Source organism: Vibrio sp. B1Z05, from assembly GCF_052955985.1.
Genome location: NZ_CP130463.1, coordinates 1,862,241 through 1,888,891 on the forward strand (window position 1 = coordinate 1,862,241; position 26,651 = coordinate 1,888,891).

A 26,651-nucleotide genomic window follows, 5' to 3' on the forward strand; every position below is an offset into this window, starting at 1 on the left:
ATTAAGCGCGCTAAAAACATTCATTAATACCAATCACACTAAGTCAGTGATCGGTTATTGAGTACGGTTGGTATAAAACGCCTCTTGTAAACTAAGAGGTCTTCGACTCTATTAACCACTGACTCAATAGCAATTCTTTATTCAGTCCGGTATGGATCGTCAATTGTTCTATCAATTTAGCTAAGCGGCGAGACATATCAAACGCAACGGAATAATCCACTAGCGACTGTAAGCGCTTTAATCCACTATGATTATCGAAGGTTGCTTGCGGTACAAAGTACCCTTTTTGCAACTCAATTAGCGCCAATGAGAGTTGATTAAGTTTGATCAATGTCTGAGTTGCGCAAGCATCCACAAACGATTTAGGTAAACTAAACTCCAGCTCTAAAAAGTCAGCCAGTGCGGTAATTGTGGCATCAAATTCCGCATTCTGCTTTTTCTCAATAAACTCTTTCAGTGTCAGCGGCGCGCCAAGACAGACTTGATAATACAGCTCAGGCACTTGATGGATGTTATTTTCTGCTAACCAAGGCTGATAGAGCTTCAGGTCTGGCGTTGGGATATGCCACTGCTGACAACGGCTTTTAATCGTCGGTAACAATCGGTGGGGAGCATGGCTTCTTAAAATGAACACACAACTGCTTGGCGGGGTCTCTAGAGTTTTGAGTAAAGCATTCATCGCCTGCTCTGTCATCGCTTCAGCAGGTTCAATGACAATCACTCTTTTACCGCCAAGTTGAGACGACTCAAGTGCATAGCGATTCCCTTCACGAATTTGATCCACTGAAATAGAACTTTTACCTTCAAGGGGCGTAATTCGATGAAAATCAGGATGAGTATCGGCTTGGAACAATTCACAGCTATGACAAAAGCCGCACGCCTCAACGTCGCTATTGTTGCACAGCTGTACTTTAACCAATGCGTTGATGATTGAATCTTCACCTAAACCTTGCGTCGCACTAAAGAGCAAAGCACCGGGCAATACCCTTTGTTCTAAACTCGATTGCAACTGTTTCCACGTTTCTTGCAACCAAGGGTATTGAACATTATTCATCGCTATTGTTTTCCTAACCACTGTTGCAGTGCTGATTCAATATCAGAGGCGACTTGCTCTATCGCTTGCCCTGCATTAATCACCACAATTGACTCATCGGCAGCAGCCAATTCTAAATATCGCGCGCGGGCTCGTTCAAAAAACGAAATGTCCATTTTTTCGATGCGATCAAGCTCACCTCGACCGCGAGCTCTCTCTAAACCTAAACTTGGTTCAATATCCATATATAAGGTCAAGTCTGGCTTAAACTCGCCTAGGCTAATTTGTTTTAACGACTGCATGGTAGCCGCACAAATTTGTCGACCGCCACCTTGATAAGCTTGTGAAGACAGATCGTGACGATCGCCCACCACCCAATGCCCTTTAGAGAGCGCTGGTTTAATCACTGTTTCAACCAACTGAACTCGCGCGCCATAAATTAGCAATAACTCGGTGGTGTCATGCAATAACTCAGACTCATGCTCTTCTTTAACCAAAGCGCGCATTTTTTCAGCAAGTGGCGTACCGCCGGGTTCTCTGGTCGAAACGATATCTTGAATGCCAGCGCCTTTAAGCTGCGACATGATCTTAGCAATTGCCGTGCTTTTACCTGCACCTTCCAAGCCCTCAATGACGATGAATTTACCTTGCTTCATTATTGTTGAGCCCTTAATTTTCTTAAATATGCTTGTACAGCGCGATTGTGATCTTTTAGGTTCTTAGAAAAGACATGTCCACCATGACCACTGGCGACGAAATAGAGATAGTTGCTATCGTCAGGATTAACGGCGGCGGCGATGGCCTCTTCACCCACCATGGCAATAGGAGTCGGAGTCAGTCCATAAATGGTGTAAGTATTGTAAGGGGTTGGCGTTCGTAAATCTCGCTTACGAATATTGCCATCGTAATTCTCGCCCATACCATAAATGACTGTAGGATCGGTTTGCAGGCGCATACCGATTTTTAAGCGATTGACGAATACAGAAGAGACTAAAGGGCGCTCTTCCGGAACCGCTGTTTCTTTTTCAATAATCGATGCGAGCGTCAATGCTTGATAAGGGGTTTTTAGCGGTAAATCATCTTGTCGCTGCGCCCAATATTCATTTAACACTTTGTTCAGCTGTTTATGAGCACGCTGCATGACATCCAGATCAGACATCCCTACCGTATAGCGGTAAGTTTCCGCTAAGAACAAGCCTTCTAACTTTTCTCGATCAATATTTAATGCCTGAGCAATGTCAGCTTCTGTCATATTTTTGGTGCTATGTATTAAATGAGGCGCTTTATCAAATTGCGCCCTCCAATCTTTAAACGTGCTACCTTCGACAAAAGTAATGCTAAATTCAATCTGAGAGCCATTTACCAAGCTAACCAACGCTTGTTGCAACGTTTGGCTTGGTTGGAGTTCAAATGTGCCCGCTTTGACCTTGGTCAACTCAGGATGAGCACGACTTGCTAAACGTGAAAACTCACTCGCGTCTACCCATTGGTTATTTTCAAATTGGCGTAGTAACGAATTAAATGAAGTGCCAGACTTAATAGTGATTAACGTTGGCTCCTCTATCTGCAATGGTTGATTCATGTAGCTATTCAGTTGATTCCATACATAAAATAGACCAGCACTGGCTAACACAACGAACAAAACACATAGGGTTATTATTTTTTTAAGCACTATTAATCCTCTCCTGGAAATCGCGTGTCATTATACCGATAGCAAAACATTTTTGGGTGATTTTTATAATAGGTGCAACGCCCAATATGGAATTACACATAAACACTTCGTCTGCGTCTAACAAATGCTCTATGTTAAAGTTTTTTGATAGAACAGAAATGCCGCGCTGAGCCGCATCTTCAAGTATCCAACGTCGCGCCACACCTGCAACACCGCTGCTAGTGATGCTTGGGGTATATAACTGACCTTTCGTGACCCAAAATACATTTGCCATCGTAGTTTCAATAACATGATCATTGAGATCAAGCACTATGCCATCGACATATCCTTGTTGTTCTATATCCGCTTTAACAAGAATTTGCTCTAAACGATTATTGTGCTTATGCCCAGCTAATAATGGATTGATGCCCAGTTTTGGTTTTGCGATTCCTAATTCAACGCCATGAGATTGCCAGTTTCTATAATGCGTAGGATAGGCAAAGTCACTGATGGTCACTTGCGTGTCTTGTACCCCTACTGGGCTATAACCTCGGCCACCGGAACCTCGGCTAACATGCAGTTTAATTCCCGCAACGCCAGCTTTGACCGCCGCCTGCTCCACCCATTGCAAAACCAAAGACCAATCTGGTTGAGTGATTTGCAATACGCTTAAACAGGCTTGCATTCTCGCCTGATGTGCAGCCCAGTGCTGCGGCTTGCCCTCTAACGTCCTGATGGTGGTAAAGGCACCATCGCCGTAATTGAAGCTTCTATCACTAACCGGAACCGTATCCTTAACGACACCATTTATCCAATACATGCTTGATTCCAAAGATCATCGACAATAAAAAAGGCCAGAGCCAGTTTCATTTGAAACTGAGTCTGACCTCAACATTTTAACCAATTATAGGTTGCTACGATAATTAAATCTTCTTGAAGATCAATGAACCGTTAGTGCCACCAAAACCGAATGAGTTACATAGAGCATATTCCATCTCTACATCTTGAGCTACGTTTGGCACTAAGTTAATACCCAGAGCTTCTGCGCGCTCGTCAATCTCATCAAGGTTGATTGTAGGCGGAACTTTCTGGTCGCGAAGCGCCAATGCCGTAATGATAGCTTCAACTGAACCTGCCGCACCTAATAGGTGACCGATCATAGATTTAGTAGAAGATACACGTACTTGAGCTGCACCTGCATCACCTAACGCGCGTTTCACGCCTTTAAGTTCTGCTACGTCACCTGCTGGTGTCGATGTGCCGTGTGCATTGATGTAGCCAATTTGCTCACCTGTCACACCTGCATCACGCATAGCGGCTTCCATTGCTAGAGCGCCACCTGAGCCATCTTCACTTGGAGAGGTCATGTGATACGCATCACCACTCATGCCGAAGCCAACAAGTTCACAATAGATATCAGCACCACGAGCTTTCGCTGATTCGTACTCTTCAAGTACCATGATGCCCGCGCCATCACCTAATACAAAACCATCACGATCTTTGTCCCAAGGACGAGAAGCGGCTTGAGGGTTTTCATTGTTAGTTGATAGAGCTTTCGCTGCACCAAAACCTGCGATGCCCATTGGAGTTGACGCTTTTTCAGAGCCACCTGCAACCATTGCATCTGCATCACCGTATGCAATCATACGAGCCGCATGGCCAATATTGTGCAAACCTGTAGTACAGGCGGTAGAGATAGCAATGTTAGGACCACGAAGGCCACGCATAATAGAAAGATTACCTGCAACCATATTTACAATGGTTGACGGAACGAAAAATGGACTCACTCGACGTGGACCTTTTGCGTTCATAGTATGAATACCGTTTTCAATCAGACCTAAACCACCGATACCTGAACCAATTGCTACGCCTACGCGACTGCAATTTTCGTCAGTGATTTCTAGGCCAGAATCATCTAGAGCTTGGATACCTGCTGCGATACCGTATTGGATAAACAAATCCATTTTACGAGCATCTTTTTTAGACATGTACTCTTCGCAGTTAAAGTCTTTGATAAGACCTGCAAAGCGTGTTGAAAATTCGGTGGTGTCAAAGTGTTCGATATTCGAGATACCGCTTTGACCTGATAGCAGGGCTTTCCAAGAAGATTCTACGGTGTTGCCGACCGGTGACAACATACCCATGCCAGTGACAACTACACGACGCTTGGACACGATTTTTACTCCGGGGTTAGATTAATGAGAGATGGAAATACAACGATAAGGAAGCTGTAAAGAATCAGGCGGTCAAAGAAATTAACCGCCTGAGAAGAGAATTACTGAGCGCTAGTTACGTAATCGATAGCAGCTTGAACAGTAGTGATTTTCTCTGCTTCTTCGTCAGGAATCTCTGTGTCGAATTCTTCTTCTAGAGCCATTACTAGCTCAACAGTGTCAAGAGAGTCAGCACCAAGATCGTCAACGAAAGATGCTTCGTTCTTAACTTCAGCTTCATCAACACCTAGTTGTTCAATGATGATTTTTTTTACACGTTCTTCAAGATTGCTCATTTTTTATTTCCTATACATAAGTCGCTGAATGCGATGTTTTGCGTAGTTTATTCAAAAGGTAAAAAGTTGCAAGGGCATCCTTGCTGGTCGAACCACAATTTTTTAATTTACCCGATTTTAATGGCACTTTTGACTTATATCACGTCAAATAATGCACAAAATTACACCATGTACATGCCGCCATTGACGTGTAATGTTTCACCTGTTATATACGCGGCGTCTGGAGAGGCAAGAAATGCCACAGCAGCTGCGATTTCACGAGGATCACCTAAACGACCAGCAGGAACAGACGACAGTGTTGCCGCACGTTGCTCATCATTTAGTGCTTTTGTCATATCAGTTTCGATAAAACCTGGTGCTACAGTATTGACTGTTACTCCGCGAGAAGCAACCTCACGCGCCATAGACTTAGTAAAACCAATTACACCAGCTTTAGCTGCTGCATAGTTTGTCTGTCCAGCGTTGCCCATAGTGCCAACAACTGAACCTACGTTTATGATTCTACCGCATCTTTTCTTCATCATGCCACGTAGAACGGCTTTAGACAAACGGAAGATTGAAGTCAGATTGGTATCCATGATATCAGTCCACTCATCATCTTTCATGCGCATTAGCAAATTGTCACGAGTGATACCTGCGTTATTCACTAGGATATCAAGAGGACCAAAGTCAGTCGTAATCTGTTTTAGCACTGTTTCAATAGAGGCTGGGTCTGTTACATTTAGTGCCAATCCCTTACCATTTTCACCTAAGTACTCACTGATAGCTGCCGCACCGTTTTCACTCGTTGCTGTGCCGATAACCGTTGCACCGCGAGCCACTAGCGTCTCAGCAATAGCGCGGCCAATACCACGGCTAGCACCAGTCACTAATGCGATCTTTCCTTCAAGGTTCATTATTTATTGTCTCCGTTAAGAATCTTATTTCGCAGCTTCTAGTGATGCTGTGTCATTCACTGCTGCAGCCGTTAGGCTTTTCACGATACGTTTAGTCAAACCCGTTAGAACTTTACCTGGGCCCAACTCAAAGAGTTTCTCTACGCCTTGCTCATGCATGCTCACCACGCCTTCAGTCCAACGTACTGGGCAATAGAGTTGACGTACAAGCGCGTCTTTAATTTTTGCAGGATCCGTTTCAGCAGCAACATCAACGTTGTTGATCACAGGTAGTGTTGGAGCATTAAATTCAAGATCTTTAAGCGCTTCAGCCAAACGATCCGCCGCCGGCTTCATCAGTGCACAGTGCGAAGGTACTGACACAGGTAAAGGCAATGCACGTTTCGCGCCCGCTTCTTTACACAATGCGCCCGCACGCTCTACCGCCGCTTTATTACCTGCGATAACCACTTGACCTGGAGAGTTGAAGTTTACTGGAGAAACCACTTCGCCTTGCGCCGCTTCTTCACACGCTTTTGCGATAGCGTCATCTGCTAGGCCGATAATCGCGTACATTGCGCCTGTACCTGCTGGTACTGCTTCTTGCATCAATTGACCGCGCAGTTCAACCAGTTTAATCGCTTGTTTGAAATCGATTACGCCTGCACAAACTAAAGCTGAGTATTCACCTAAGCTGTGGCCTGCAACCAGTTCAGGAGTAGCAAGACCTTGCTCATTCCATACGCGCCAGATCGCAACAGATGCGGCTAGCAATGCAGGTTGAGTGCGGTGAGTTTGGTTTAAATCTTCTGCTGGGCCATCTTGAATCAGTGCCCATAGGTCGTAACCTAAGACTTCTGATGCTTCAGCAAAGGTTTGTTTAACAACATCAAATTGCTCGCCAAGATCGGCCAACATGCCAAGGCTTTGAGAGCCTTGACCTGGAAATACGATTGCAAACTTGCTCATAATTCGTCCTAAATATTGAAAAAGAAGTGCAGTTGCACTTCTTTAAATTAATCATGTGCGCTTTTATCAGAACCTAACTAGCGCTGAACCCCAAGTGAAACCACCACCAAAGGCTTCTAGCAACATCAACTGGCCACGCTTAATTCGGCCATCGCGTACAGCCTCATCGAGTGCTGTCGGTACCGTAGCGGCTGAAGTGTTGCCATGACGGTCAAGGGTTACCACCACTTGATCCATCGGCATTGACAGTTTTTTGGCTGTCGCAGAGATGATTCTTAGGTTGGCCTGATGCGGCACTAGCCAATCTAAATCTTGTTTCTCAAGGTTATTGGCTTTCAACGTATCGGTAACTAAACGAGAAAGCTGAGTGACTGCCACCTTAAATACTTCGTTGCCCGTCATGTGCAGCCATTTATCGACTTCACCACCACGAACTGGCATTTCAAGGCTCAGTAATTCACCGTAACGACCATCCGCGCCAAGATGCGTAGATAGGATGCCTTGTTCTTCACTGGCACCTAATACAACTGCACCCGCACCGTCACCAAATAAGATAACGGTTGAGCGATCAATTTCATCTACTGATTTTGATAGAGCGTCAGCACCGATAACCAAAATGTTTTTACACATTCCAGAACGGATATGCTGGTCAGCTACTGACAACGCATACACGAAGCCAGTACATGCTGCCGCTATATCAAAAGCAGCACAGCCAGGAACGTCGAGCATTCCTTGAATTTGACACGCAGATGATGGGAAGGCATGGCTACCACTGGTAGTGGCAACAATAATAAGATCAAGATCGGCTTTATCAATACCTGCCATCTCAATCGCATTTTTTGCTGCAATAAAGCCCATATCAGCAACGGATTCATCCGGTGCTGAAATACGACGCTCTTTAATACCAGTACGAGCTACAATCCACTCGTCGTCGGTATCAACCATTTTTTCTAGATCTGCATTGGTGCGCACTTGAGAAGGCAGATAGCTGCCTGTGCCTAATATTTTGCTATACATGAAGACTAATTTTGCCTCTCGAGTAAAACGGTTTCCAAACGGTCACTTATACGACTGGGTACTTGACGTTTGACCTCGTGAACTGCCTCTATGATTGCATTGATGATAGCAGTTTTATCCGCACTTCCGTGACTTTTAATGACAATGCCGCGCAATCCTAACAAACTTGCCCCGTTATACTGGTCGGGGTTCAGTTGTTTTAGCTCAGAAAACAGTTCAGAGAAAATAATTTTTGATATCCAAGCTCTAAACTTGGATGCCAGCATATGATGTTTTAACCTATCTAGGAATAGATTGGCTACCCCTTCAGATGCTTTTAAACAGACATTGCCGACAAATCCATCGCAGACAACAACATCGGCTTCATCTTGTAATAGCTGATCTGCTTCAATAAATCCAATGTAATTAATAGATTCTGTTTGTTGCAGTAATTCAGCGCAATCTTTTACCAGATCATTCCCTTTAATATCTTCTTCACCGACATTTAAAATCGCCACTCGCGGTGAACGATGCAAATGCTCTTCGGCCAAAGCCGCACCCATCACTGCAAACTGAAACAAAGTGTTAGCGTTGACCGAGACATTCGCCCCAAGATCAAGTAGCCATACTTTTTCGCCGTTGCGTGTTGGCAATGCAGAAACCAGTGCAGGTCGTTCTATACCCGGCAAAAGTTTTAGGCGATAGCGAGATAATCCCATTAATGCACCCGTATTTCCGCCACTGACACAGGCTTGTGCGGTCTGCTCTTCAACCAGATCGATTGCGCGACGCATAGAGGTGCCTGCGCTACGGCGCATTACAGATGAGGGTTTATCGGTGTCTGCAATCACTTTATCGGTATGTTCGATGTGAATGCGTGCATTGGGGTAAAATCCCAATGTTGAGAGGTGGGGAATGAGGACGGATTCGTCACCCACTAAAATAACTTTTAGCTCTGGAAAAATAGACAATGCCTGCACGGCGGCAGGCACTGTAATATGGGGACCGAAATCCCCACCCATTGCATCCAGTGCAACGGTAATCGTTCGCAAAAAGTAACCTTACTTGTTGATTACTTTTTTGCCACGGTAGTAACCTTCAGCAGTCACGTTGTGACGTAGGTGAGTTTCACCTGAAGTTGCGTCTACAGATAGTGCAGCTGTAGTTAGCGCATCGTGTGAACGACGCATGCCACGCATTGAACGTGATTTCTTGCTCTTTTGTACGGCCATTGACCCTACTCCTTTGTCTTTGCTTTTAAGCTTTTTAAAACTTCGAACGGGTTTGGTTTCTCTTCCTCAATTTCTTCAGGAATGTCACCAAAAACCAAGTTATGTGTATTTACGCTACATTCAGATACATCATGCATTGCTACTTGAGGTAAGTTTAGAAGGAACTCGTCTTCAACTAACTGTATGAGATCGCATTCACCGTACTCGTTCAGATCTACCAAATCGTACTCTTCCGGGGCTTCCTCTTCGGTCTTTTCGCCCTTATTAGGGGTATAGACGAATTGGACTTCACAAACATGTGTGAAGTTCTCATTGCAGCGTTGACACTCTAAATCGACTTCGACGTTAGCTTTACCAGAGATAACGACCAATCGTTGTTCATCTAAGTCAAATGACAATGTGACTTCTGCGTTGCGTTTTACGCCTTCGACCGACTCGGCCAAGCGCTTGAGCAGACTGACTTGGATGATGCCATCATAGTCTAGTCGTTTCTGAGCTGCTTTACTCGGGTCAACCGTTCGCGGTATTTTTACCTTTTGCATAGGGCGCGAATATTATCTCTCAAATCAAATTTAGTCAAAGGAAAACAGAAAAAACTTACTCAATTTTTGTACGTCGATTATTCTATGCCAAACAATCTAAACATCGAACTGGAATTCATGAACGAATATCAAATTGTCTTAGCCTCGACATCCCCTTATCGAGCAGAGATTCTGCGTAAACTATCGGTTTCTTTTATACAAGTCAGCCCTGACTTTGACGAAACGGCTCTAGACAATGAATTGCCTGAGCAGCTTGTCGCAAGACTGGCTGAAGGAAAAGCCAAATCTTGCTCTCTTCCTGATGGTCAGCACCTCGTAATTGGTTCTGACCAAGTTTGTGTGGTTAATGGTCGCATTGTAGGTAAACCGCATACCACAGCAGGGGCGATACAACAGCTCACAGAGCAAAGCGGCCAAACCATTACATTTTATACTGGACTTGCGCTGTACAACACTAAAAATAGTCGCACTCAAGTCATTGTCGATACTTTTAACGTGCATTTTAAAACGTTGTCAGAGACTCAAATCAAACGTTACGTTGAAATAGAGCAACCATTAAATTGTGCCGGTAGCTTTAAAAGCGAAGGCTTAGGTATCGCTCTATTTCGTGCATTAGAGGGTAAAGACCCAAACACCCTCATTGGTTTGCCACTCATCGAGCTTATCGACTTACTAGAAAATGAAGGTGTCTCTGTTTTAGGTTAACGGCTAATTTAAATTAATCGCGACTTTACACACATTACGACACTCGCAGTTTTTCGATCGCACGCGTTAGTTTACCTTCCATTGGTGCCGAGATATCCATCTCTTCTTCTGTACCTGGGTGGGTAAACTTAATGTTAGCCGCATGTAAGAATAAGCGATCTAGCCCTACTTTAGCGGTAAATGCATCAAAACGGCGGTCGCCATAACGATCATCCCAAGCAATTGGGTGGCCAGTATATTGAACGTGCACACGAATTTGATGGGTACGGCCAGTAATTGGGCTCGCTTGAATTAAAGTCGAGTTATTCAACTTTTCAATCACTTTAAAGCGCGTTTCTGACGGCTTACCGTTCGGATTTACCCGCACAATACTGTTTACTTCATTTTTAAGAAGCGGCGCAGTCACTTTACGAATGCTGTTCTTCCACTCACCCATCACCAAGGCAAAATAATACTTTTGCACGGTTTTCTCGCGAAACTGGGCTTGTAGATGGCGCAGTGCCGAGCGTTTCTTGGCCACTAATAAAATACCGGAGGTATCTCTATCAATGCGATGCACAAGTTCTAAAAATCTCGCATCCGGTCTTAATGCTCGTAACGCTTCAATAGCGCCAAACTTCAAACCACTGCCACCGTGCACCGCAGTACCCGAGGGTTTATTTAAAATAAGCAGATGATCATCTTCATATAAGATGCAGTGCTCAAGCTCTGACACTTTATTAAGTTTAGTACTTAAGGCTGGCGTCTCTTCAGTGGCAGGAATCGTCACTGGCGGAATTCGCACAACATCGCCTGCCTGAAGTTTGTATTCGGCTTTGATACGCTTTTTATTCACGCGCACTTCACCCTTACGTATAATTCGGTAAACCATACTCTTAGGGATTGCTTTTAATTGATTGCGCAGAAAATTATCGATGCGCTGTCCGGCCATGTCAGAATCTATCTCAACAAACTGGACTGGGGTTCTTATTTCACTCATTTGCCTAGTGTAACATTCTAAAGTGTTCTAAATCACATCTTTCTACTCTGCACTGGATAAATTGGCTATGACGTGCATTCGCGGTTAGATAATTGAAAAACCTGTGTACAACATGACACCGTCACAGTTTTGTCATTTTTACTCACATTAATTAAATCTAATATAATCATATGATTAGCTATTTCAGCTTGGTGTTTTTTAGTTTTTTTTCTATCCTTTATCTGTTTGTCGATTGCTGTGCATTAGTGACACTGTTATAGTTCGTCAATCAATATGTTCCCTTGGTTATTTTTTACACTTTACTAAGGCGCAAATTGACAAGAAATGAAAGTTGATTGTTCATTACTCCGTGCTGCGTAAGGCATAAGACATTGATTCTGAACAAGCATGTCGCACAACTTTTACCTATCGATGCAGAGTTCGACTGCAAATTTTTCGCAGATCACCTTTTACTGAAGAGTAAAATGTGATGGCTAAAGTGTCCCCGAGCATCCCTTCCAGCCGTGAGGCTGCACCGATCGACCATGGGATCAGGCACCATCGATAGAAACAATTGCGACAATCACAAATAAAATAATCAGAGAAAAAACGACGAGAATTCGAATGAAAAGAATGTTAATTAACGCAACTCAAAAAGAAGAGTTGCGCGTCGCCCTCGTTGATGGACAGCAACTGTTTGATTTAGATATCGAAAGTCCTGGCCACGAATCAAAGAAGGCGAATATCTACAAAGGACGTATCACTCGCATTGAGCCAAGCTTAGAAGCAGCATTTGTTGACTATGGCGCAGAACGACACGGATTCCTCCCTCTTAAAGAAGTAGCACGCGATTACTTTCCTGCAGGCTACACATACCAAGGTCGTCCAAGCATTAAAGAAGTGCTTAAAGAAGGCCAAGAAGTTATTGTTCAAGTAGAGAAAGAAGAACGTGGTAATAAGGGCGCCGCTCTTACTACCTTTATCTCTCTTGCGGGTAGCTACCTAGTATTAATGCCTAACAACCCAAGAGCCGGCGGTATTTCACGTCGTATCGAAGGTGACGAACGCACCCAACTTAAAGCGGCACTAAGCACTTTAGAGCTACCACAAGGTATGGGTTTAATTGTTCGTACAGCCGGTGTTGGTAAAAGCGCTGAAGAACTTGAGTGGGACTTAAATGTTCTACTTAATCACTGGAGAGCAGTAAAAGAAGCGGCTGATGCAAATCAAGCGCCTTTCCTTATCCATCAAGAAAGTAATGTTATCGTTCGTGCTATTCGTGACTACTTACGTCGCGATATTGGCGAGATCCTGATCGACAGCAACACTATTTTTGAACGTGCTCAAGCACACATTCAATTGGTACGCCCAGACTTCGTTAATCGTGTTAAAAAATACGACGGTGAAGTGCCTCTATTTAGCCACTACCAAATTGAAACTCAAATCGACTCTGCGTTCCAACGCGAAGTACGCTTACCTTCTGGTGGCTCAATCGTTATTGACCCAACAGAAGCACTGACTTCTATCGATATCAACTCTGCTCGCGCAACAAAAGGCAGTGACATCGAAGAAACCGCACTCAATACTAACCTAGAAGCAGCCGATGAAATTGCTCGTCAGCTACGTCTACGTGACCTTGGTGGTCTAGTGGTTATCGACTTTATCGATATGACACCAGTTCGTCACCAACGTGAAGTTGAAAACCGCATCCGTGAAGCGGCTCGTTTAGACCGTGCCCGCGTACAGATTGGTCGCATTTCACGATTTGGTCTGCTAGAAATGTCTCGCCAACGCTTGAGCCCGTCTCTTGCTGAAGCTAGCCACCATATTTGTCCACGCTGTTCAGGTACCGGCGTTGTTCGTGATAACGAATCTCTAGCACTATCTGTTCTTCGTCTAATCGAAGAAGAAGCACTAAAAGACAATACCGCGCAAGTACTGGCTGTTGTGCCTGTGCCTATCGCCTCTTACTTACTCAACGAAAAACGCCGCAGCGTCAATCATATTGAGCGTAGCCAAGAAGTTAAGGTGCTTATCGTACCTAACTCAGATATGGAAACGCCTCACTACGAAATCGTTCGCGTTCGTGAAGGTGAAGAACAAAGCCTACTTTCATACCTATTGCCTAAAAAGCTAGATGCAATGAAAGAAGCGGAAGCTCGCGAAGCGGGTGAAGTAGAAGTTGCGCCAAAACGCATCGAAGAACCTGTACTACAAGGTTTTGCTTCTCCAACACAATCTGCAGCGCCAGCACCTCAAGCGGCTCCAGTTGCAGCAGCGGCTAAGCCGACTCCGTCAGCACCAAAAGCGCCAGGTTTGTTCTCTCGTATCTTCGCTGCTATCGGTAAATTCTTTAGTTCAGAAGAAGTAAACGAAGAACCAGTAGTAGAAGAAAAACCGAAACCACAACGTCGCGATCGCAACGACAGCCGTCGTCGCAACAATCGTGATAATCGCCGCAGAAATAACAACCGCTCTAATCGTAACAACACAGAGCGTGATGAAACTGCGACTGATAAGCCTAATTCAACGTCTACTCAGCAAGAAGCGCCTCGTAAAGAGAACAAGCGTAAACCTCGTAAAGAGAGAAAGACACCGAATAAGGTTGAAGAACAAGGCAAGAAAATCGCTGAGCAAGCTCAGAAAGAGCCTGAAGCTACGCCTAAGAGCGAAAAAGAAACTAAGACAAGTCAGGTTAAACAACGTCGCCAACGTCGTCAGATGAAAAAACAAGTGCGCGTTAAAGACCAACAAGCTGAAGCAAACCAACAAAATGTTGATGTCGCTAAAGCGCCTAAGCCTGTAGCTGAAAAACCAGCCAAGAAACAACAACCGAAAGGTCAAGTTTCTACTGAAACAGCAGCAACTGAACAAACTGACAAGTCTGAACAAAACGAAGCGCCACAACAACGTCGCAATCGTCGCTCACCTCGTCACCTACGTGCCAGTGGACAACGTCGTCGTCGCGGTCGCGATCGCAGACCTAATCCGTTCCGTCTACGTAAAGGTGGTGTTGCCTCTCCTGAGATGGCAATGGGCAAAGTTATGCCAAAATATGACTTACCTAAGCCTAAGAGAAAGCCACGTGTAGCTGAAGAAGTTATCGCTACGGGTATCACCAGTGGTGTTGCTTTCCCTGAAATGTCGATGGGTAAAGTGATCATCATGAAAGCAGCGCCAACGGTTACTGAGCAGCCTGTTATTGAGCAACCGGTTATTGAACAACCTATTGCGAAAACAGAAGCGGTAGTGACTGAAACCGTTACAGCTCCACAAGCTGAAGTGAAAGCGGTTGAAACGCAAAACGTTGAAGCACCTGCAGTAGCACCAGTTGTTAACGAAGCTGTTGAGCCACAACCTGCGCCAGCCACTAATGAAGTTGCTGAAACAGTTGCAGCACCTGTTGCTGAAGCTAAAGCGGTTGAAGCTGTTTCTAACGAGACACCAGTGAGTGAAAGCAGTGTTAGTGAAGCACCAGTTGTAGAGCCTGCGCCGGCTAAAGCTGAACCTGTTGCGGCCGTTGAGCCTCAAGCGGCAAAAGCAAGCTTTAAAGGCCACGCTCAGTCAGGTATGACTAGCGCACCTGGTCCACAGCAACTACAGGAAATTACGGTTAATGCCGCAAACTTCCGTAGCGAACGCTTTGAAGGTCGTGCAGCGGGTAGTCAAGCAGCAACGCATCAAGCTTCTGCTGGTACCACTAAGCCTAGCTTCTAGTCCACGCAAAATGTAAACCGAGAGCCAGCCATTAGGTTGGCTCTTTTTTTATATCTAGATAACACAAGATATGCATCTTGCACCTTATCTCTTGATTGCACTTCAACGGTGTTTCCGTTAGGATTCGCCGACTAAACAATAATTGTAAGAAGAAATGAATTCATATGTTTGAATCTCCTCAATTTTCAACCACCAGCGTCAAAAATGACGTTCTGTCGGGACTGACCGTTGCACTGGCCTTGGTTCCCGAAGCGGTCGCGTTTGCCTTTGTTGCCGGAGTTGACCCTATGGTTGGCTTATACGCTGCCTTCATCGTCGGTTTAATTACCTCTATTTTTGGTGGTCGTCCGGGAATGATTTCTGGCGCAACCGGCGCAATGGCTGTGGTTATGGTCAGTTTAGTCGCCGTGCATGGCGTGCAATATCTGTTTGCGACCATTATGTTGACCGGTATTCTGCAAATATTAGCTGGCGTATTTAAGCTGGGTAAGTTTATTCGCATCGTGCCGCATCCGGTAATGATTGGCTTTGTAAACGGTTTGGCGATTGTTATCTTCCTTGCTCAACTTGGGCAATTCAAAGCTCCTGATGTTGCAGGAGTAATGACTTGGCTTCCTAGCGACCAAATGGCCGTTATGTTTGCCCTGATTGCGCTGACTATGGCTATCATCTATTTTCTGCCGAAGTTTACAACGGCCATCCCCTCTTCATTGGTTGCCATTGTCTCGGTCACAGCTATTGTTCACTTTTTCGGATTAGACACTCGCACCGTAGTTGATTTCTTACGTGCCATGTCAGGTGACTCAAATGCTACATTAGCAGGCACTCTGCCAACCTTCTCTATTCCACAAGTACCGCTGAGCCTTGAGACATTAAAAATCATCCTGCCATACGCGATTATTTTAGCGGCCATTGGATTAATTGAATCACTACTGACTCTGACAGTACTCGATGAAATGACCAACACCCGCGGTAAGAGTAACCGTGAATGTGTCGGTCAAGGTATTGCTAACCTAAGCTGTTCGGTATTTGGCGCTATGGGTGGCTGCGCCATGATTGGTCAATCTATGATCAACATAAACTCTGGTGGTCGTGGACGACTGTCTGGGATTGTGGCGGCGCTTGCGCTACTGATGTTCATCTTGTTTACCTCGGGTCTTATTGAAATGATCCCACTCGCCGCACTGGTTGGAGTCATGTTCATGGTAGTTATTGGCACTTTTGAATGGGCAACCTTTAAACTGGCTCGTCGCGTACCAAAACAAGATTTCTTCGTGATTATTCTTGTGACTGTTGTAACAGTGCTGACCGACCTTGCGGTTGCGGTGGCAGTGGGCGTTATTGCCTCAGCACTGATGTTTGCATGGCAACACGCTAAGCACATCTACGCAAGCAGCCAGCTAAACGAAGAAGGATCTAAGGTCTACCAAATCCACGGCCCTGTATTCTTTGGCTCGGTAGCTAACTTCCTAGAGCTATTTGATGCGAAGAATGACCCTGATGATGTGATTGTCGATTTTGCGGATTCTCGCGTGACCGATCACTCGGCGATCGAAGCCATCGAAACCCTTGCTGAGCGCTACAATACCGAAGGTAAAACCCTACATCTTCGTCATCTAAGCCAAGATTGTCGTGCACTATTAGACAAAGCAGGCAGCCTAGTTGAAATCAACGTGAAGGAAGATCCTAGCTATAAAGTCGCGACCGATGTTCTTGCCGGTTAAACTTTAGCAAACCTACACAATGCCGATATCACTTGAGTGCTATCGGCATTCTTCTTTTTAGCGGTTATTTTTTCTCACCTAGCAACTCATCATTTTTCACCAGCTCTTCCATTGCCACAGCGTCATGAGTACAAAATGGCTGCATATTGACGCAATGTACTCCGTCTTCAAGCTCCTCATCGAAGGTCTCTTTTATCTCAGAAGGTGTTTCGGCATCTAATTGTTGTAAATGAAACCGTAAGGCGGCTAACGCTATCAAGCCAAACACTAGATTTCCCAGTGCTTGACCATATAAAACCCCAAGTGCGCCAAATAGTGTCGAACCCAAGTAGACAAAAGGAATGGTGCCTAACGTCGCCTTACCTACATTTAATGCGGTGGAATATAAAGGCCTACCAAGATTATTAAACGAGGTGTTTGCGACAAATTGCGCCCCATTAAACAAAAAGGTAATCGCAATGTAAGTGCAAAAAGTTCGAACCAGCACATCGGCATCGCCAGTGAGGTTAAAGGCATTCACAATTTGCGACTGCAAAAAGAACAACACCACACTGACCAATAGACAGTAAACCGTCACCACCAACAACGAATTACGCAGCGTTTCTTTCACTCTATCTATGCGCAGTGCACCGTAATTTTGTCCGATAATAGGACCCACTGCCCCCGACAATGCAAAAATAGCCGCAAACACTACGGGCGTTAATCTCCCCATCACCGCAAACCCAGCGACAAAGTCTTCACCATATTGCGCAATGGCACTTGTCACAATGGCGTTGCCTACGGGTGTCGCAATATTGGTACAAATGGCAGGGAATGCAATGGCGAAGATAGCCCGCTGGCTCATTAACCAATGGCGATAGTTAAAACGTCCAACAAGGTTGTGCTGTCTAATTAAAGGGGCTAAGGAAAACGTCAATACGGTCGCGCGGGAGATCACCGATGCTAATGCGGCGCCTTCGACATTCCACATAAATACGAAGATAAAAATGGGGTCTAAAATGGCGTTGACTACCCCACCCCAAATAGTGGCCATCATCGAACGTTTGGCATCCCCAGCGGCACGTAGCGCCGCTCCTGCTGCCATACCTAGAGCAACTATGGGTGTACTAGGCAATAAAATGTACATATAATCTTTAGCGTGCTCAAAGGCCGCACCTTTAGCACCGATTAATGTCAGCAATTCAGGAATATAATAAGTCATAATGCCGGTAATGACGGCATTGACTAGAAAGGCTGTCACCAATATGTTGATGACTAGATGCTTAGCACTTTTCCTCTGTTTTGCGCCAAGTTCTTTTGACACCAACGCTCCCATGGCAATTGAAGTACCAATGGAAATAGAGGTTGAGAAAAAGATTAAGGTTCCAGCAAACCCCACAGCTGCTGCCAGTTCCACCTGACCGAGCATACTGATAAACATCATATCGAGCAGGTCGACAATAAATAATGACATTAATCCAATGGAACCCGCACCTGACATGGTCAGTATGTGTTTCATTGTCGAACCTTGTACGAACTTCGCTTCCTGCTCTGCCACCGTCACTCCTTGATATCTTCTAATACCATTCGCAAGCACTACCACCATCAAGTAGGTTTACTCGATAGCATGCCTCGTTAATAGCACGTTCAGTATTAATTCCTCAGTAATTCAAAGGCCAGTAGCAGCATTGTCACCCCCACTAAACCTTCCAGCACTTTCCAAGTATGGGCTTTTTTGAAGTAAGGGGTTAATAATCTTGCGCCATAACCCAAACTAAAAAAGAAAATAAACGAAGCGCACACAGCACCTAAGCCAAATTCATATTTATCTGCGCCATATTGGGTGGACACAGAACCTAAGAACACTAAGGTATCTAGGTAAACATGCGGGTTTAACCAAGTGAACGCCAAACACACCGCTAATGTTTTGGCTAACGAGGATGGTGCTTTCGCAGTAGGGTCAAGCGTGTGTTTATTGCGAAATGCCGACCACAGGCTGCTCAGCCCATACACGATTAAAAACAAGGCGCCAGCATAACGAGCAATATCTTCGACTTGCGGATAGGCTTTCACCACCACTGAAAAGCCCGCAACACCGGCAAAAATCAACAATGCATCCGAGCATGCACACACTAAGCACACCCAAAAAACATGCTGACGCATTAAACCTTGCTTAATCACAAAAGCATTTTGTGCGCCAATAGCCAAAATAAGAGAAAGCCCAATCGAAAGTCCGGCAAAAAAAGGCGACATAGTATTACCCACAACAATAAAAATGGTGGATAACTTTACAGTTCACTTGCATAAATAGCAATTTGAGGAAATGGTCTTTAGAAAAGAAAAAGAGCAAACCCATGACTATGAGTTTGCTCTGAATGCCCACAGGTAAAAAGTAATGAGCGGTATCACTTTTTATCCATAATACTGACTAAATACTGTCCCAGTATGAGGATAGTGATTAGCCAGTCATTATTATAAATATCAATCCGGCGATAGAAATCCACTTATAAATTTGGGCATATAATCAATTTAGGTAAGTTCATAAACTAAATTGACATTAGACCGGAAGCTAGCCATGTATCATCGCAATGCCACGACACAAATAAGAGGTATGGAGTAGCTAGCCTCCAGAATTTTAGTACTTAAGCGCGTTTCGCTTTAAGTGCTTCATCTACCGCTACAGCAAGTGCTACTGAAGCACCAACCATTGGGTTGTTACCCATGCCGATGAAGCCCATCATAGCAACGTGAGCAGGTACAGAAGAGCTACCAGCAAACTGAGCGTCAGCGTGCATACGACCCATAGTATCTGTCATACCGTAAGATGCAGGACCTGCAGCTACGTTATCTGGGTGTAGAGTACGACCAGTACCGCCACCTGAAGCTACAGAGAAGTATGATTTGCCTTCACGGTTACATTCTGATTTGTAGATACCAGCAACTGGGTGTTGGAAACGTGTAGGGTTAGTTGAGTTACCAGTGATACTTACGTCAACACTAGCGCTACGCATGATAGCCACACCTTCACGTACATCATCAGCACCGTAACAATCAATCTCGCCACGAGGACCTTGAGAGAAACGACGACGTTCTACTTCTTTTAGCTCGCCAGTATCGTAATCAAATTGAGTTCTCACGTAAGTGAAACCGTTGATACGAGAGATAAGGTAAGCCGCATCTTTACCTAGACCATTAAGAATAACTTTTAATGGAGTAGTACGTGCTTTGTTTACGTTAAGTGCGATTTTGATTGCACCTTCAGCTGCCGCGAATGATTCATGGCCTGCTAGGAAAGCAAAACATGTGCTTTTTTCGTCAAGAAGACGAGCCGCTAGAGCACCGTGACCGATACCAACTTGACGTTGGTCAGCAACACTACCTGGTTTACAAGATGCTTGCAGACCTTTACCGATAGCATTTGCCGCTTCGATAGAAGATTTGCTGTCTGTGAATAATGCGTAAGCGGTACCTAGTGTGTACGCGTCTACTGCACTTTCAAAAGCGATAGGCTGAGTTTCCATGACTTGTTCACGGGTATCAATGCCGAATTCTTTACAATAAGCAGCCGCTTCTTCTAAAGATTTTAAGTTCATTTCTGCTAATAGAGCTTGAGTTGCGTTGTTCATGATTCAGTCCTCTTCGCTTACTGTTGACGTGGGTTGATAGTTTTAACAGCTTCTGCAAAACGGCCGTATTGACCACTTGCTTGAGCTAGTGCAGTTTCTGCATCAACGCCAGCATCAAGTGCTTTCATGAACTTGCCTAGGTTCATGTATTGATAACCGATAACTTCATCGTTTTCATCAAGACCCATTTTAGTCACGTAGCCTTCAGCGATTTCCATGTAACGAACGCCTTTAGCTTTAGTTGAGTAGCTTGTACCCACTTGGCTACGTAGTGTTTGACCTAGATCTTCTAACGCTTCACCTACTTCTAGACCGCCATCAGAGAATGCAGATTGAGTACGACCGTAAGTGAACTGAAGGAAGATTTCACGCATTGCTACGTTAATTGCATCACACACTAAGTCAGTGTTCATTGCTTCAAGAATTGTTTTGCCTGTAAGAATTTCAGACGCCATTGCAGCTGATTGAGTCATGCCTGAACAACCGATAGTTTCGATTAGCACTTCTTCAATGATGCCTTCTTTAACGTTTAAAGTTAGTTTTGCAGCGCCTTGTTGTGGAGCACAACCGCCCACACCGTGGCTTAGGCCAGAAATTGCAATAACTTCTTTAGGGTTAATCATGCGGCCTTCTACTGGGATTGGAGAAGAAGCATGTAGGTCGCCACGTTGAATTGGGCACATTGATTGAATTTCGTTTGTGTAATGCATAGTGTTTTCCGCTCTAACAAATGAATTAAGCTTGGGAAAACAGTGAAGAATGGGCAGAATGAGAATTGAAGATACACCCTACCAAACCGAGTACCATAATAGTACTAGCTACAATTATCCTAAGATAAATACGTCACTGCTTTCGATTTTAGTAGGAGTCATCAGCCAAAGATTTGGCGGTTAAGTAGGTGGAACCCCATCACCTGTGCAACTAATTTAGGTCATGGCACATTTGATAACAACATATTCATATGAAACCTAACATTACTGCGATGGAATAAGATATTCACAAAAGTTTGCGCTCAAACAAACTATTCTTTAAACCCTTTACCGATCAACTAGATACAAATTGAAAATAATGGGTAAAAAACAGATAAATCCGCAAATTGGTCCATAATTAACCGAGTTAGCCAATGCGAGATGAAAAATAATGTCACGGACAAGTATCAAATATAAGGAATTACCCAATTCCCTTTCTCTAATCAGTAAGACTTTATTTAAATCTCAAACCAATATCGAAATCCCTTTACTCAATTTAACCCTTCATGAATTTAACTTTAAGCCGGCACATCTTACTCGCTATCAGCAATATTGTGGTTTTCCAGCAGAGCATTTCCCTCTGCCTTATCTTTTTGTTGCCAGCCAAAAAGCGCAACTGGCTTTATTAAGCGACCCACGCTTTCCTCTAAAAATATTGGGACTTATTCATACCCGCATCCATTTTTTCCAAAATGATGCCATAGTGCCAAGCACCCCGTTAGACATCACAGTCGCAATTGGTAAAGTAGAACACAAAGATCGCGGCATTGAATTTGAGTTACAGGTACGGTTTTTAGACTCAGGCAAGATAGTGTGTGGTTTTGACAGTCATTATTTTTCTATCACTCACCTGCAGCGCGCCAATAAACCTGCGCCAATACGAGAGCAATACTCTAGCTATCAAATGATAGATACCTTGTCGTTTTCCGAACCGGATGTGCGCGGCTATGCCAGAATATCCGGCGACTATAATCCAATCCATTTGCATCGAATTACCGCAGCGCCATTTGGTTTCAAACACCCTATCGCACACGGGATGTATTTATTAGCTCGCTCTATGGTGTCGCTGGAAATCAATCCAGCTTCAATTGCAGTGCAATTTAAACGTCCTGCGCTATTGCCAACTCACACTCAACTGCTCAAAGATGGACAGCAAGCGGTGTTACTCAATGCTCAAAACAAACCGCTATTAGATTTACAATGGCGTACTTAACATCACTCACCTAACATAGCGCACTTAAATCATTGCTGCGTGAGGGTCACTGTGACTATGCCGTGATCACTGGCCATTCGGTCAATGGCATAGATAGGATTGATCAAATGGCTATCCGAGACTAAGTACTCACTTACCTCATATAAGCAAGAGGCGCTAGCGCGATCAAACTCTTCGGATAACAAGACATAATCTAATATGTTGCCCTTAGCGCCATAATAGTGAGTAGGAATAGGCTCTATTGGTGTGGCTAATAAACCTTTGGCATCTTGCAGATAGCCGCTACTCTGATAGCCGCCAGTCTGTAACTGCTGTTCATCCAAGGTGAGAGTTGAAAATTCGGCGCTATGCAAATCTCGATTAAAATCCCCTAGCAACACCTGCGGATAACCTATTTCAGCTTTGCGCTCTGCCATAAACGCACTTAAAAAACGCGCTTCTAGCCCGCGTTGCATGGTTGAACGCCAACGCTCTACTTCTAATAAGTGTTCATTGGGCACAGTTAATGCTTTGGGCCTTTGAGACTTAAAGTGCACCACGAACACATCCACTTTGCCTATCATGGGCAGTTCTATGACCGCATGGAGAGGCGCGCGACTAAATGCAAAACCAAGCTCTTGGCTAGCAAGGGTATCGGCGATAACAGGGTTAGCACTCACTATCGGGTAACGTGACGCTATGCCGACAACAGGCTCTGAATAGATAAACTCATCTTCTATTGTTGGTTCATCGATAACCGAGAAATGATGGTAGCCTAAATCCAGCAATTGCTCTTGTAATGGCAAAGGGCTAAAGATCTCTTGAAAGCCAATAATATCAGCATCACTGAGTTTGATTTGATCGAGCGTCCAACGCTGTTTGTCCTGCCATTGATCTATGCTGTAGATGTTTTCAAAATCGTAATACGCCCCCGGCGGGCTAAGATAATTGAATAAATTAAAGGTACTGATCTTGAACTGATGTAATGCCAAAGTGTCTTTGTCCATGTGGTAAGCACAACGCATACCTTCACGATAACCCAAGTTACTGGTTTCAGCGAGTTTCATGGAGTATCTTAAATAGATAAACAGGATAAGGAGAGCTCGAAATGGAGTATGCCAAACTTGGCCATAGTGACCTGCAAGTATCACGTGTCTGCTTAGGCAGCATGACTTGGGGTGTGCAGAACAATCAACAAGACGCCGATCTGCAAATTAACCATGCGCTAGAACAAGGCATTAATTTTATCGATACCGCAGAAATGTATGCCATTCCTGCAACCCCTGACACCTACGGTAAAACAGAAACTATTATTGGCGACTGGATTTCACGTCATCAAGCGCAGCGCCAAAACACCATCATTGCCACCAAAGTGGCAGGCCCGGGTATGCATTGGGTAAGAGATGGCGGCCCAATCACTGCAGAAGCGGTGATTCAATCGGTAGAAAAGTCTCTACAACGCCTACAAACCGATTATATCGACCTTTATCAACTGCACTGGCCAAATCGCACCTCACCGCACTTTGGCAAGCAGTGGCCTAATACCTTTAGCTTTGATGAAGTAGACGTAACTGCGCAGCGGTCGCAGATGTTAGAAATTTTACAAGCCCTGCAAGAATGCGTCAGCGCGGGTAAAATTCGTCATTGCGGGCTATCGGATGAAACCCCTTGGGGGGTCAGCACTTATTTAGAGCTAGCCAAACAGCACAGCCTGCCCAAAATGGTCTCTATTCAAAATGAATTTAGCTTACTATGCCAAAAAGACTGGCCATATTTAATTGAGCAGTGTCATCACAATGATGTCGCTTATTTACCTTGGTCACCGCTGGCTACTGGGCTTTTATCGGGCAAGTACGCCAATGGCGCTCGCCCTGATGGCTCTCGCTGGAGCTTAATGAACCCAAGCAGCATTTATCGAAGCAGCGACCTTGCCCATGAAGCTGTGGCGCAATATAGCCAAATTGCGCATGATTTAAATATCACTCCCGCACAGTTGGCGTTGGCTTGGTGTAACAGCGTGCAAGGCGTAACTTCAAGCATCATTGGCGCGACAACCTTGCCTCAACTAAAAGAGAACATTGCTGCGTTTGATATTATCCTTGATGAGCAAGCATTAACGCGTATTACGCAGGTTATTAAACAGTTCCCTGCACCTTATTAAACGCCTATCCATTAAAGCCCGAATGGCTGGGTACACCCAGCCTTTACACGAGATTTATCCATGAGTAACGCTGTCAGCCTACCGCCACCTGCGCCCATTTCTGCTAAGTCACATCGCATTTTACTGAGTATTATTGCCGTGGCTCTGACACTGGTCGCTATCTTTAACCTTGCCGATCACTACACCCTGCTCAAACTTGATGAGTCTATCGACCAAGGGCTGATTGCCTTTGCTTCGGTGCGTAGTATCCACGCCATTATTTCAGTGCTACAAGGCACAGAAATTAATGTGCCAGTGGTGACGTTAAGTGTCGGTGAAATCCTCTCGCCAGCCACAGAGATACTGCAATCAACTTCTGGTGTGCTCACCACGGCCCTTGCCTCCCTTGGCTTGCAACGTATTTTGTTGGATGTATTTACCAATAAAATCGTCAACATCACCATTGCGTTAAGTGCGATTAGTTACCTAGTCACGCTGTGGGTTGTGCCAATGGCACGCTTTACTAAATACACCCAGCCAACGTTTTTTATTTTGTGTTTTACGCGCTTTTTATTGGTAGGCACATTGCTCCTCAATAGCATGGCCGATACCTTGTTTCTCAACGAACAAACCGAGCAAATCACGCAACAAACGGACTTTATCGCCACTGATTTACATCAGTTCAATCAAGATTTAATGAATGGCACCACCGCAGATGCAGATGAGCAGACACAAGATGACAGTTTCATGAGTAGCGTGAAACACACTTGGCACAACGTAACCAATGGCTTTTCTGATACCAAGCAAGATCTGCAACACAAGTTTGATGAACTAAAAATCAAAACCGAATCTTTAGTGGTCAACCTATTGAAGCTGATTGCCATGTTCGTGTTAAAAACGATTTTGATACCGATTGGCTTTTTGTTGCTATTGAAGAATTTGTACTGGGGATTAATTCGTCGTATCTCAGTGGTATAACCGGATAGAGTGATACAGTTAGGGCCCTATAAATTAGGGCCCTTGTTATTTTTTACGCTCAATAGCCTCAAGCTAGGCTTCAGAAACCACATCCAATGGCTTGGCTTTTCTTTTCCAACGAATCGGCATTAAAGGCACCACAATCATTGCGATGCCAATGGCGGTAAGGGTATCTGGGATCTCATCAAACCACATAATGCCAAACAGAGTCACAAACACTAAGCCTGAGTATTCAGCTAATGCAATTTGGCTTGCGGGCGCTTTTCGATAACCAATCACCACTAATGCATGGTAGCTGAGCACAAACACATTAATGGCGGTGATCCAAAAGATATGACGCATATGAATTTCTGACCATTGTGGCAACGCCAATAACAAAGCGCCCGGTATCGTTAATGCCGTAGTCCAAAACAGCGTCGAAACCACCGACTGTTCCTTGGGTAAACGTTTAATTAAAATATTACCCACCGCCATTGCTAGCGCACTGCCTAAAGCAATAATCGCCGCCCAATGAAAGTGTTCAGGCCTTAACACCACCAGCACGCCTAAAAAGCCAATACCTGTGGCGATGATTTTTTTCAGCGGTGGTACTTCTTGTAAAAACACCACCGACAAAGGCAGCATCATCAAAGGTGCGACATAAAACATCGCATTCGCGGTGGCTAACGTTAAGTGAGTAATCGCTACCATAGCGCAACCACTGCCAATTAAAATGAACTGTGCGCGCCAAAAGTTAATCTTGCCACAACCTTGCATACGCTCTGCTTTGGGCAATCGCCACCATAACGGCGCAATAATCAACAAGCTCATCACCTGACGAATAAAGACGTATTGAAACGTCGGCACTTCGCCATTGAGCACTTTCAGTGAGACATCAGACAATGAGGCTAAAAAGTTAGCAAATACTAAGAGTAAAATTGCCTGAGAGACATTATTAATGCGCATAAAACCTTAACAGATAACAACCAACAAAAGACGCGCGAAGATACCAGTGTTTAACGAATAAATCCAATTTGTATGACAAGTACGCAAACGAAAATCTGGGCTCATTTATGCCGGAGGCTCATTATGTTAAG

25 protein-coding genes and 1 riboswitch are annotated in these 26,651 nt (G+C 44.6%); of the genes, 6 read left to right on the plus strand and 19 right to left on the minus strand.

The features are described 5' to 3' along the window. Window positions 1-91: 91 nt before the first annotated feature. From holB to yceD, 12 genes are all read right to left on the minus strand, one after another. Entirely contained in the window at window positions 92-1,054 is a 963-nt protein-coding gene (gene holB / locus QV280_RS08500) for a DNA polymerase III subunit delta' (RefSeq protein ID WP_152819667.1), read from the minus strand. Between the two features lie 2 nt (window positions 1,055-1,056). Beyond that, complete coding sequence (gene tmk, locus QV280_RS08505; protein ID WP_152819666.1) at window positions 1,057-1,689, minus strand: dTMP kinase; 633 nt, start codon at window positions 1,687-1,689, stop codon at window positions 1,057-1,059. Continuing rightward, window positions 1,689-2,705, minus strand: coding sequence for an endolytic transglycosylase MltG (gene mltG, locus QV280_RS08510; protein ID WP_367869522.1), 1,017 nt, complete (start codon window positions 2,703-2,705; stop codon window positions 1,689-1,691). Before mltG ends, tmk begins: the two co-directional genes overlap by 1 nt. Continuing rightward, the gene (gene pabC / locus QV280_RS08515; RefSeq protein ID WP_152819665.1) at window positions 2,698-3,504 is read right to left on the minus strand and encodes an aminodeoxychorismate lyase; all 807 of its coding nucleotides are present in this window, start codon (window positions 3,502-3,504) and stop codon (window positions 2,698-2,700) included. The genes mltG and pabC overlap by 8 nt, the downstream gene beginning before the upstream one ends. Before the next feature lie 103 nt (window positions 3,505-3,607). Then, a complete protein-coding gene (gene fabF / locus QV280_RS08520; RefSeq protein ID WP_023402689.1) occupies window positions 3,608-4,858 on the minus strand; it encodes a beta-ketoacyl-ACP synthase II in 1,251 nt (416 codons plus the stop codon). A gap of 101 nt (window positions 4,859-4,959) precedes the next feature. Next, window positions 4,960-5,193, minus strand: a complete 234-nt coding sequence (gene acpP, locus QV280_RS08525; RefSeq protein WP_017051317.1) for an acyl carrier protein — start codon at window positions 5,191-5,193, stop codon at window positions 4,960-4,962. Between the two features lie 161 nt (window positions 5,194-5,354). Continuing rightward, on the minus strand, window positions 5,355-6,089 hold the full coding sequence (gene fabG / locus QV280_RS08530) for a 3-oxoacyl-ACP reductase FabG (RefSeq protein WP_023402688.1): 735 nt from the start codon (window positions 6,087-6,089) through the stop codon (window positions 5,355-5,357). A 24-nt stretch (window positions 6,090-6,113) separates the two neighbouring features. Further along, window positions 6,114-7,037 carry an ACP S-malonyltransferase gene (gene fabD, locus QV280_RS08535; protein ID WP_023402687.1) on the minus strand — a complete coding sequence of 308 codons (924 nt, stop codon included), beginning with the start codon at window positions 7,035-7,037 and terminating at the stop codon, window positions 6,114-6,116. Between the two features lie 66 nt (window positions 7,038-7,103). After that, complete coding sequence (locus QV280_RS08540) at window positions 7,104-8,054, minus strand: beta-ketoacyl-ACP synthase III (RefSeq protein WP_023402686.1); 951 nt, start codon at window positions 8,052-8,054, stop codon at window positions 7,104-7,106. A gap of 5 nt (window positions 8,055-8,059) precedes the next feature. Next, window positions 8,060-9,085, minus strand: a complete 1,026-nt coding sequence (gene plsX, locus QV280_RS08545) for a phosphate acyltransferase PlsX (protein ID WP_023402685.1) — start codon at window positions 9,083-9,085, stop codon at window positions 8,060-8,062. 9 nt (window positions 9,086-9,094) lie between these two features. Continuing rightward, complete coding sequence (gene rpmF, locus QV280_RS08550) at window positions 9,095-9,265, minus strand: 50S ribosomal protein L32 (RefSeq protein ID WP_004414666.1); 171 nt, start codon at window positions 9,263-9,265, stop codon at window positions 9,095-9,097. Between the two features lie 5 nt (window positions 9,266-9,270). Beyond that, window positions 9,271-9,807: a 23S rRNA accumulation protein YceD gene (yceD, locus tag QV280_RS08555; protein WP_152819664.1), complete on the minus strand. Its 537-nt coding sequence runs from the start codon at window positions 9,805-9,807 to the stop codon at window positions 9,271-9,273. A 117-nt stretch (window positions 9,808-9,924) separates the two neighbouring features. Here yceD and QV280_RS08560 point away from each other — a divergent pair, with 117 nt between their 5' ends. Beyond that, window positions 9,925-10,512 carry a Maf family protein gene (locus tag QV280_RS08560; protein ID WP_152819939.1) on the plus strand — a complete coding sequence of 196 codons (588 nt, stop codon included), beginning with the start codon at window positions 9,925-9,927 and terminating at the stop codon, window positions 10,510-10,512. Window positions 10,513-10,546: 34 nt separating this feature from the next. On the opposite strand, the gene rluC is transcribed toward QV280_RS08560, so the two are convergent. Beyond that, window positions 10,547-11,491: a 23S rRNA pseudouridine(955/2504/2580) synthase RluC gene (gene rluC / locus QV280_RS08565; protein ID WP_023402682.1), complete on the minus strand. Its 945-nt coding sequence runs from the start codon at window positions 11,489-11,491 to the stop codon at window positions 10,547-10,549. 603 nt (window positions 11,492-12,094) lie between these two features. Between rluC and rne the strand changes: the two genes are divergently transcribed. Together rne and QV280_RS08575 are read left to right on the plus strand one after the other, a co-directional pair. Further along, window positions 12,095-15,187, plus strand: coding sequence for a ribonuclease E (rne, locus tag QV280_RS08570; RefSeq protein ID WP_152819663.1), 3,093 nt, complete (start codon window positions 12,095-12,097; stop codon window positions 15,185-15,187). Between the two features lie 164 nt (window positions 15,188-15,351). Then, the gene (locus QV280_RS08575; RefSeq protein WP_152819662.1) at window positions 15,352-16,911 is read left to right on the plus strand and encodes a SulP family inorganic anion transporter; all 1,560 of its coding nucleotides are present in this window, start codon (window positions 15,352-15,354) and stop codon (window positions 16,909-16,911) included. Between the two features lie 64 nt (window positions 16,912-16,975). On the opposite strand, the gene QV280_RS08580 is transcribed toward QV280_RS08575, so the two are convergent. From QV280_RS08580 to QV280_RS08595, 4 genes are all read right to left on the minus strand, one after another. Further along, a complete protein-coding gene (locus QV280_RS08580; protein WP_367869521.1) occupies window positions 16,976-18,448 on the minus strand; it encodes an MATE family efflux transporter in 1,473 nt (490 codons plus the stop codon). Between the two features lie 95 nt (window positions 18,449-18,543). Continuing rightward, window positions 18,544-19,143: a LysE/ArgO family amino acid transporter gene (locus tag QV280_RS08585; RefSeq protein ID WP_023402676.1), complete on the minus strand. Its 600-nt coding sequence runs from the start codon at window positions 19,141-19,143 to the stop codon at window positions 18,544-18,546. A 389-nt stretch (window positions 19,144-19,532) separates the two neighbouring features. Continuing rightward, complete coding sequence (locus tag QV280_RS08590; RefSeq protein WP_152819660.1) at window positions 19,533-20,516, minus strand: GGGtGRT protein; 984 nt, start codon at window positions 20,514-20,516, stop codon at window positions 19,533-19,535. Window positions 20,517-20,533: 17 nt separating this feature from the next. Then, a complete protein-coding gene (locus tag QV280_RS08595; RefSeq protein WP_021712549.1) occupies window positions 20,534-21,226 on the minus strand; it encodes an iron-sulfur cluster assembly scaffold protein in 693 nt (230 codons plus the stop codon). A 145-nt stretch (window positions 21,227-21,371) separates the two neighbouring features. Beyond that, window positions 21,372-21,439: riboswitch (Fluoride riboswitch) on the minus strand. Between the two features lie 217 nt (window positions 21,440-21,656). Here QV280_RS08595 and QV280_RS08600 point away from each other — a divergent pair. Further along, window positions 21,657-22,478: a MaoC family dehydratase gene (locus QV280_RS08600; RefSeq protein WP_152819659.1), complete on the plus strand. Its 822-nt coding sequence runs from the start codon at window positions 21,657-21,659 to the stop codon at window positions 22,476-22,478. 29 nt (window positions 22,479-22,507) lie between these two features. On the opposite strand, the gene QV280_RS08605 is transcribed toward QV280_RS08600, so the two are convergent. After that, a complete protein-coding gene (locus tag QV280_RS08605) occupies window positions 22,508-23,524 on the minus strand; it encodes an endonuclease/exonuclease/phosphatase family protein (protein WP_253912497.1) in 1,017 nt (338 codons plus the stop codon). Window positions 23,525-23,565: 41 nt separating this feature from the next. Between QV280_RS08605 and QV280_RS08610 the strand changes: the two genes are divergently transcribed. Continuing rightward, window positions 23,566-24,618, plus strand: coding sequence for an aldo/keto reductase (locus QV280_RS08610; RefSeq protein ID WP_152819658.1), 1,053 nt, complete (start codon window positions 23,566-23,568; stop codon window positions 24,616-24,618). A 60-nt stretch (window positions 24,619-24,678) separates the two neighbouring features. Further along, on the plus strand, window positions 24,679-25,575 hold the full coding sequence (locus QV280_RS08615; RefSeq protein WP_152819657.1) for a hypothetical protein: 897 nt from the start codon (window positions 24,679-24,681) through the stop codon (window positions 25,573-25,575). A 72-nt stretch (window positions 25,576-25,647) separates the two neighbouring features. On the opposite strand, the gene QV280_RS08620 is transcribed toward QV280_RS08615, so the two are convergent. Then, entirely contained in the window at window positions 25,648-26,520 is an 873-nt protein-coding gene (locus QV280_RS08620) for a DMT family transporter (protein WP_023402670.1), read from the minus strand. Window positions 26,521-26,651 lie beyond the last annotated feature (131 nt).

What these genes read in the sequence shown, in the direction of transcription:
- QV280_RS08590 (WP_152819660.1), bottom strand. Translation starts at nt 20,516, where the DNA reads ATGAACAACGCAACTCAAGCTCTATTAGCAGAAATGAACTTAAAATCT.
- QV280_RS08560 (WP_152819939.1), top strand. Translation starts at nt 9,925, where the DNA reads ATGAACGAATATCAAATTGTCTTAGCCTCGACATCCCCTTATCGAGCA.
- pabC (WP_152819665.1), bottom strand. Translation starts at nt 3,504, where the DNA reads ATGTATTGGATAAATGGTGTCGTTAAGGATACGGTTCCGGTTAGTGAT.
- rpmF (WP_004414666.1), bottom strand. Translation starts at nt 9,265, where the DNA reads ATGGCCGTACAAAAGAGCAAGAAATCACGTTCAATGCGTGGCATGCGT.
- QV280_RS08615 (WP_152819657.1), top strand. Translation starts at nt 24,679, where the DNA reads ATGAGTAACGCTGTCAGCCTACCGCCACCTGCGCCCATTTCTGCTAAG.
- holB (WP_152819667.1), bottom strand. Translation starts at nt 1,054, where the DNA reads ATGAATAATGTTCAATACCCTTGGTTGCAAGAAACGTGGAAACAGTTG.
- QV280_RS08540 (WP_023402686.1), bottom strand. Translation starts at nt 8,054, where the DNA reads ATGTATAGCAAAATATTAGGCACAGGCAGCTATCTGCCTTCTCAAGTG.
- fabG (WP_023402688.1), bottom strand. Translation starts at nt 6,089, where the DNA reads ATGAACCTTGAAGGAAAGATCGCATTAGTGACTGGTGCTAGCCGTGGT.
- acpP (WP_017051317.1), bottom strand. Translation starts at nt 5,193, where the DNA reads ATGAGCAATCTTGAAGAACGTGTAAAAAAAATCATCATTGAACAACTA.
- QV280_RS08595 (WP_021712549.1), bottom strand. Translation starts at nt 21,226, where the DNA reads ATGCATTACACAAACGAAATTCAATCAATGTGCCCAATTCAACGTGGC.
- rluC (WP_023402682.1), bottom strand. Translation starts at nt 11,491, where the DNA reads ATGAGTGAAATAAGAACCCCAGTCCAGTTTGTTGAGATAGATTCTGAC.
- rne (WP_152819663.1), top strand. Translation starts at nt 12,095, where the DNA reads ATGAAAAGAATGTTAATTAACGCAACTCAAAAAGAAGAGTTGCGCGTC.
- QV280_RS08585 (WP_023402676.1), bottom strand. Translation starts at nt 19,143, where the DNA reads ATGTCGCCTTTTTTTGCCGGACTTTCGATTGGGCTTTCTCTTATTTTG.
- yceD (WP_152819664.1), bottom strand. Translation starts at nt 9,807, where the DNA reads ATGCAAAAGGTAAAAATACCGCGAACGGTTGACCCGAGTAAAGCAGCT.
- QV280_RS08600 (WP_152819659.1), top strand. Translation starts at nt 21,657, where the DNA reads ATGTCACGGACAAGTATCAAATATAAGGAATTACCCAATTCCCTTTCT.
- QV280_RS08610 (WP_152819658.1), top strand. Translation starts at nt 23,566, where the DNA reads ATGGAGTATGCCAAACTTGGCCATAGTGACCTGCAAGTATCACGTGTC.
- QV280_RS08575 (WP_152819662.1), top strand. Translation starts at nt 15,352, where the DNA reads ATGTTTGAATCTCCTCAATTTTCAACCACCAGCGTCAAAAATGACGTT.
- tmk (WP_152819666.1), bottom strand. Translation starts at nt 1,689, where the DNA reads ATGAAGCAAGGTAAATTCATCGTCATTGAGGGCTTGGAAGGTGCAGGT.
- QV280_RS08605 (WP_253912497.1), bottom strand. Translation starts at nt 23,524, where the DNA reads ATGAAACTCGCTGAAACCAGTAACTTGGGTTATCGTGAAGGTATGCGT.
- fabD (WP_023402687.1), bottom strand. Translation starts at nt 7,037, where the DNA reads ATGAGCAAGTTTGCAATCGTATTTCCAGGTCAAGGCTCTCAAAGCCTT.
- QV280_RS08620 (WP_023402670.1), bottom strand. Translation starts at nt 26,520, where the DNA reads ATGCGCATTAATAATGTCTCTCAGGCAATTTTACTCTTAGTATTTGCT.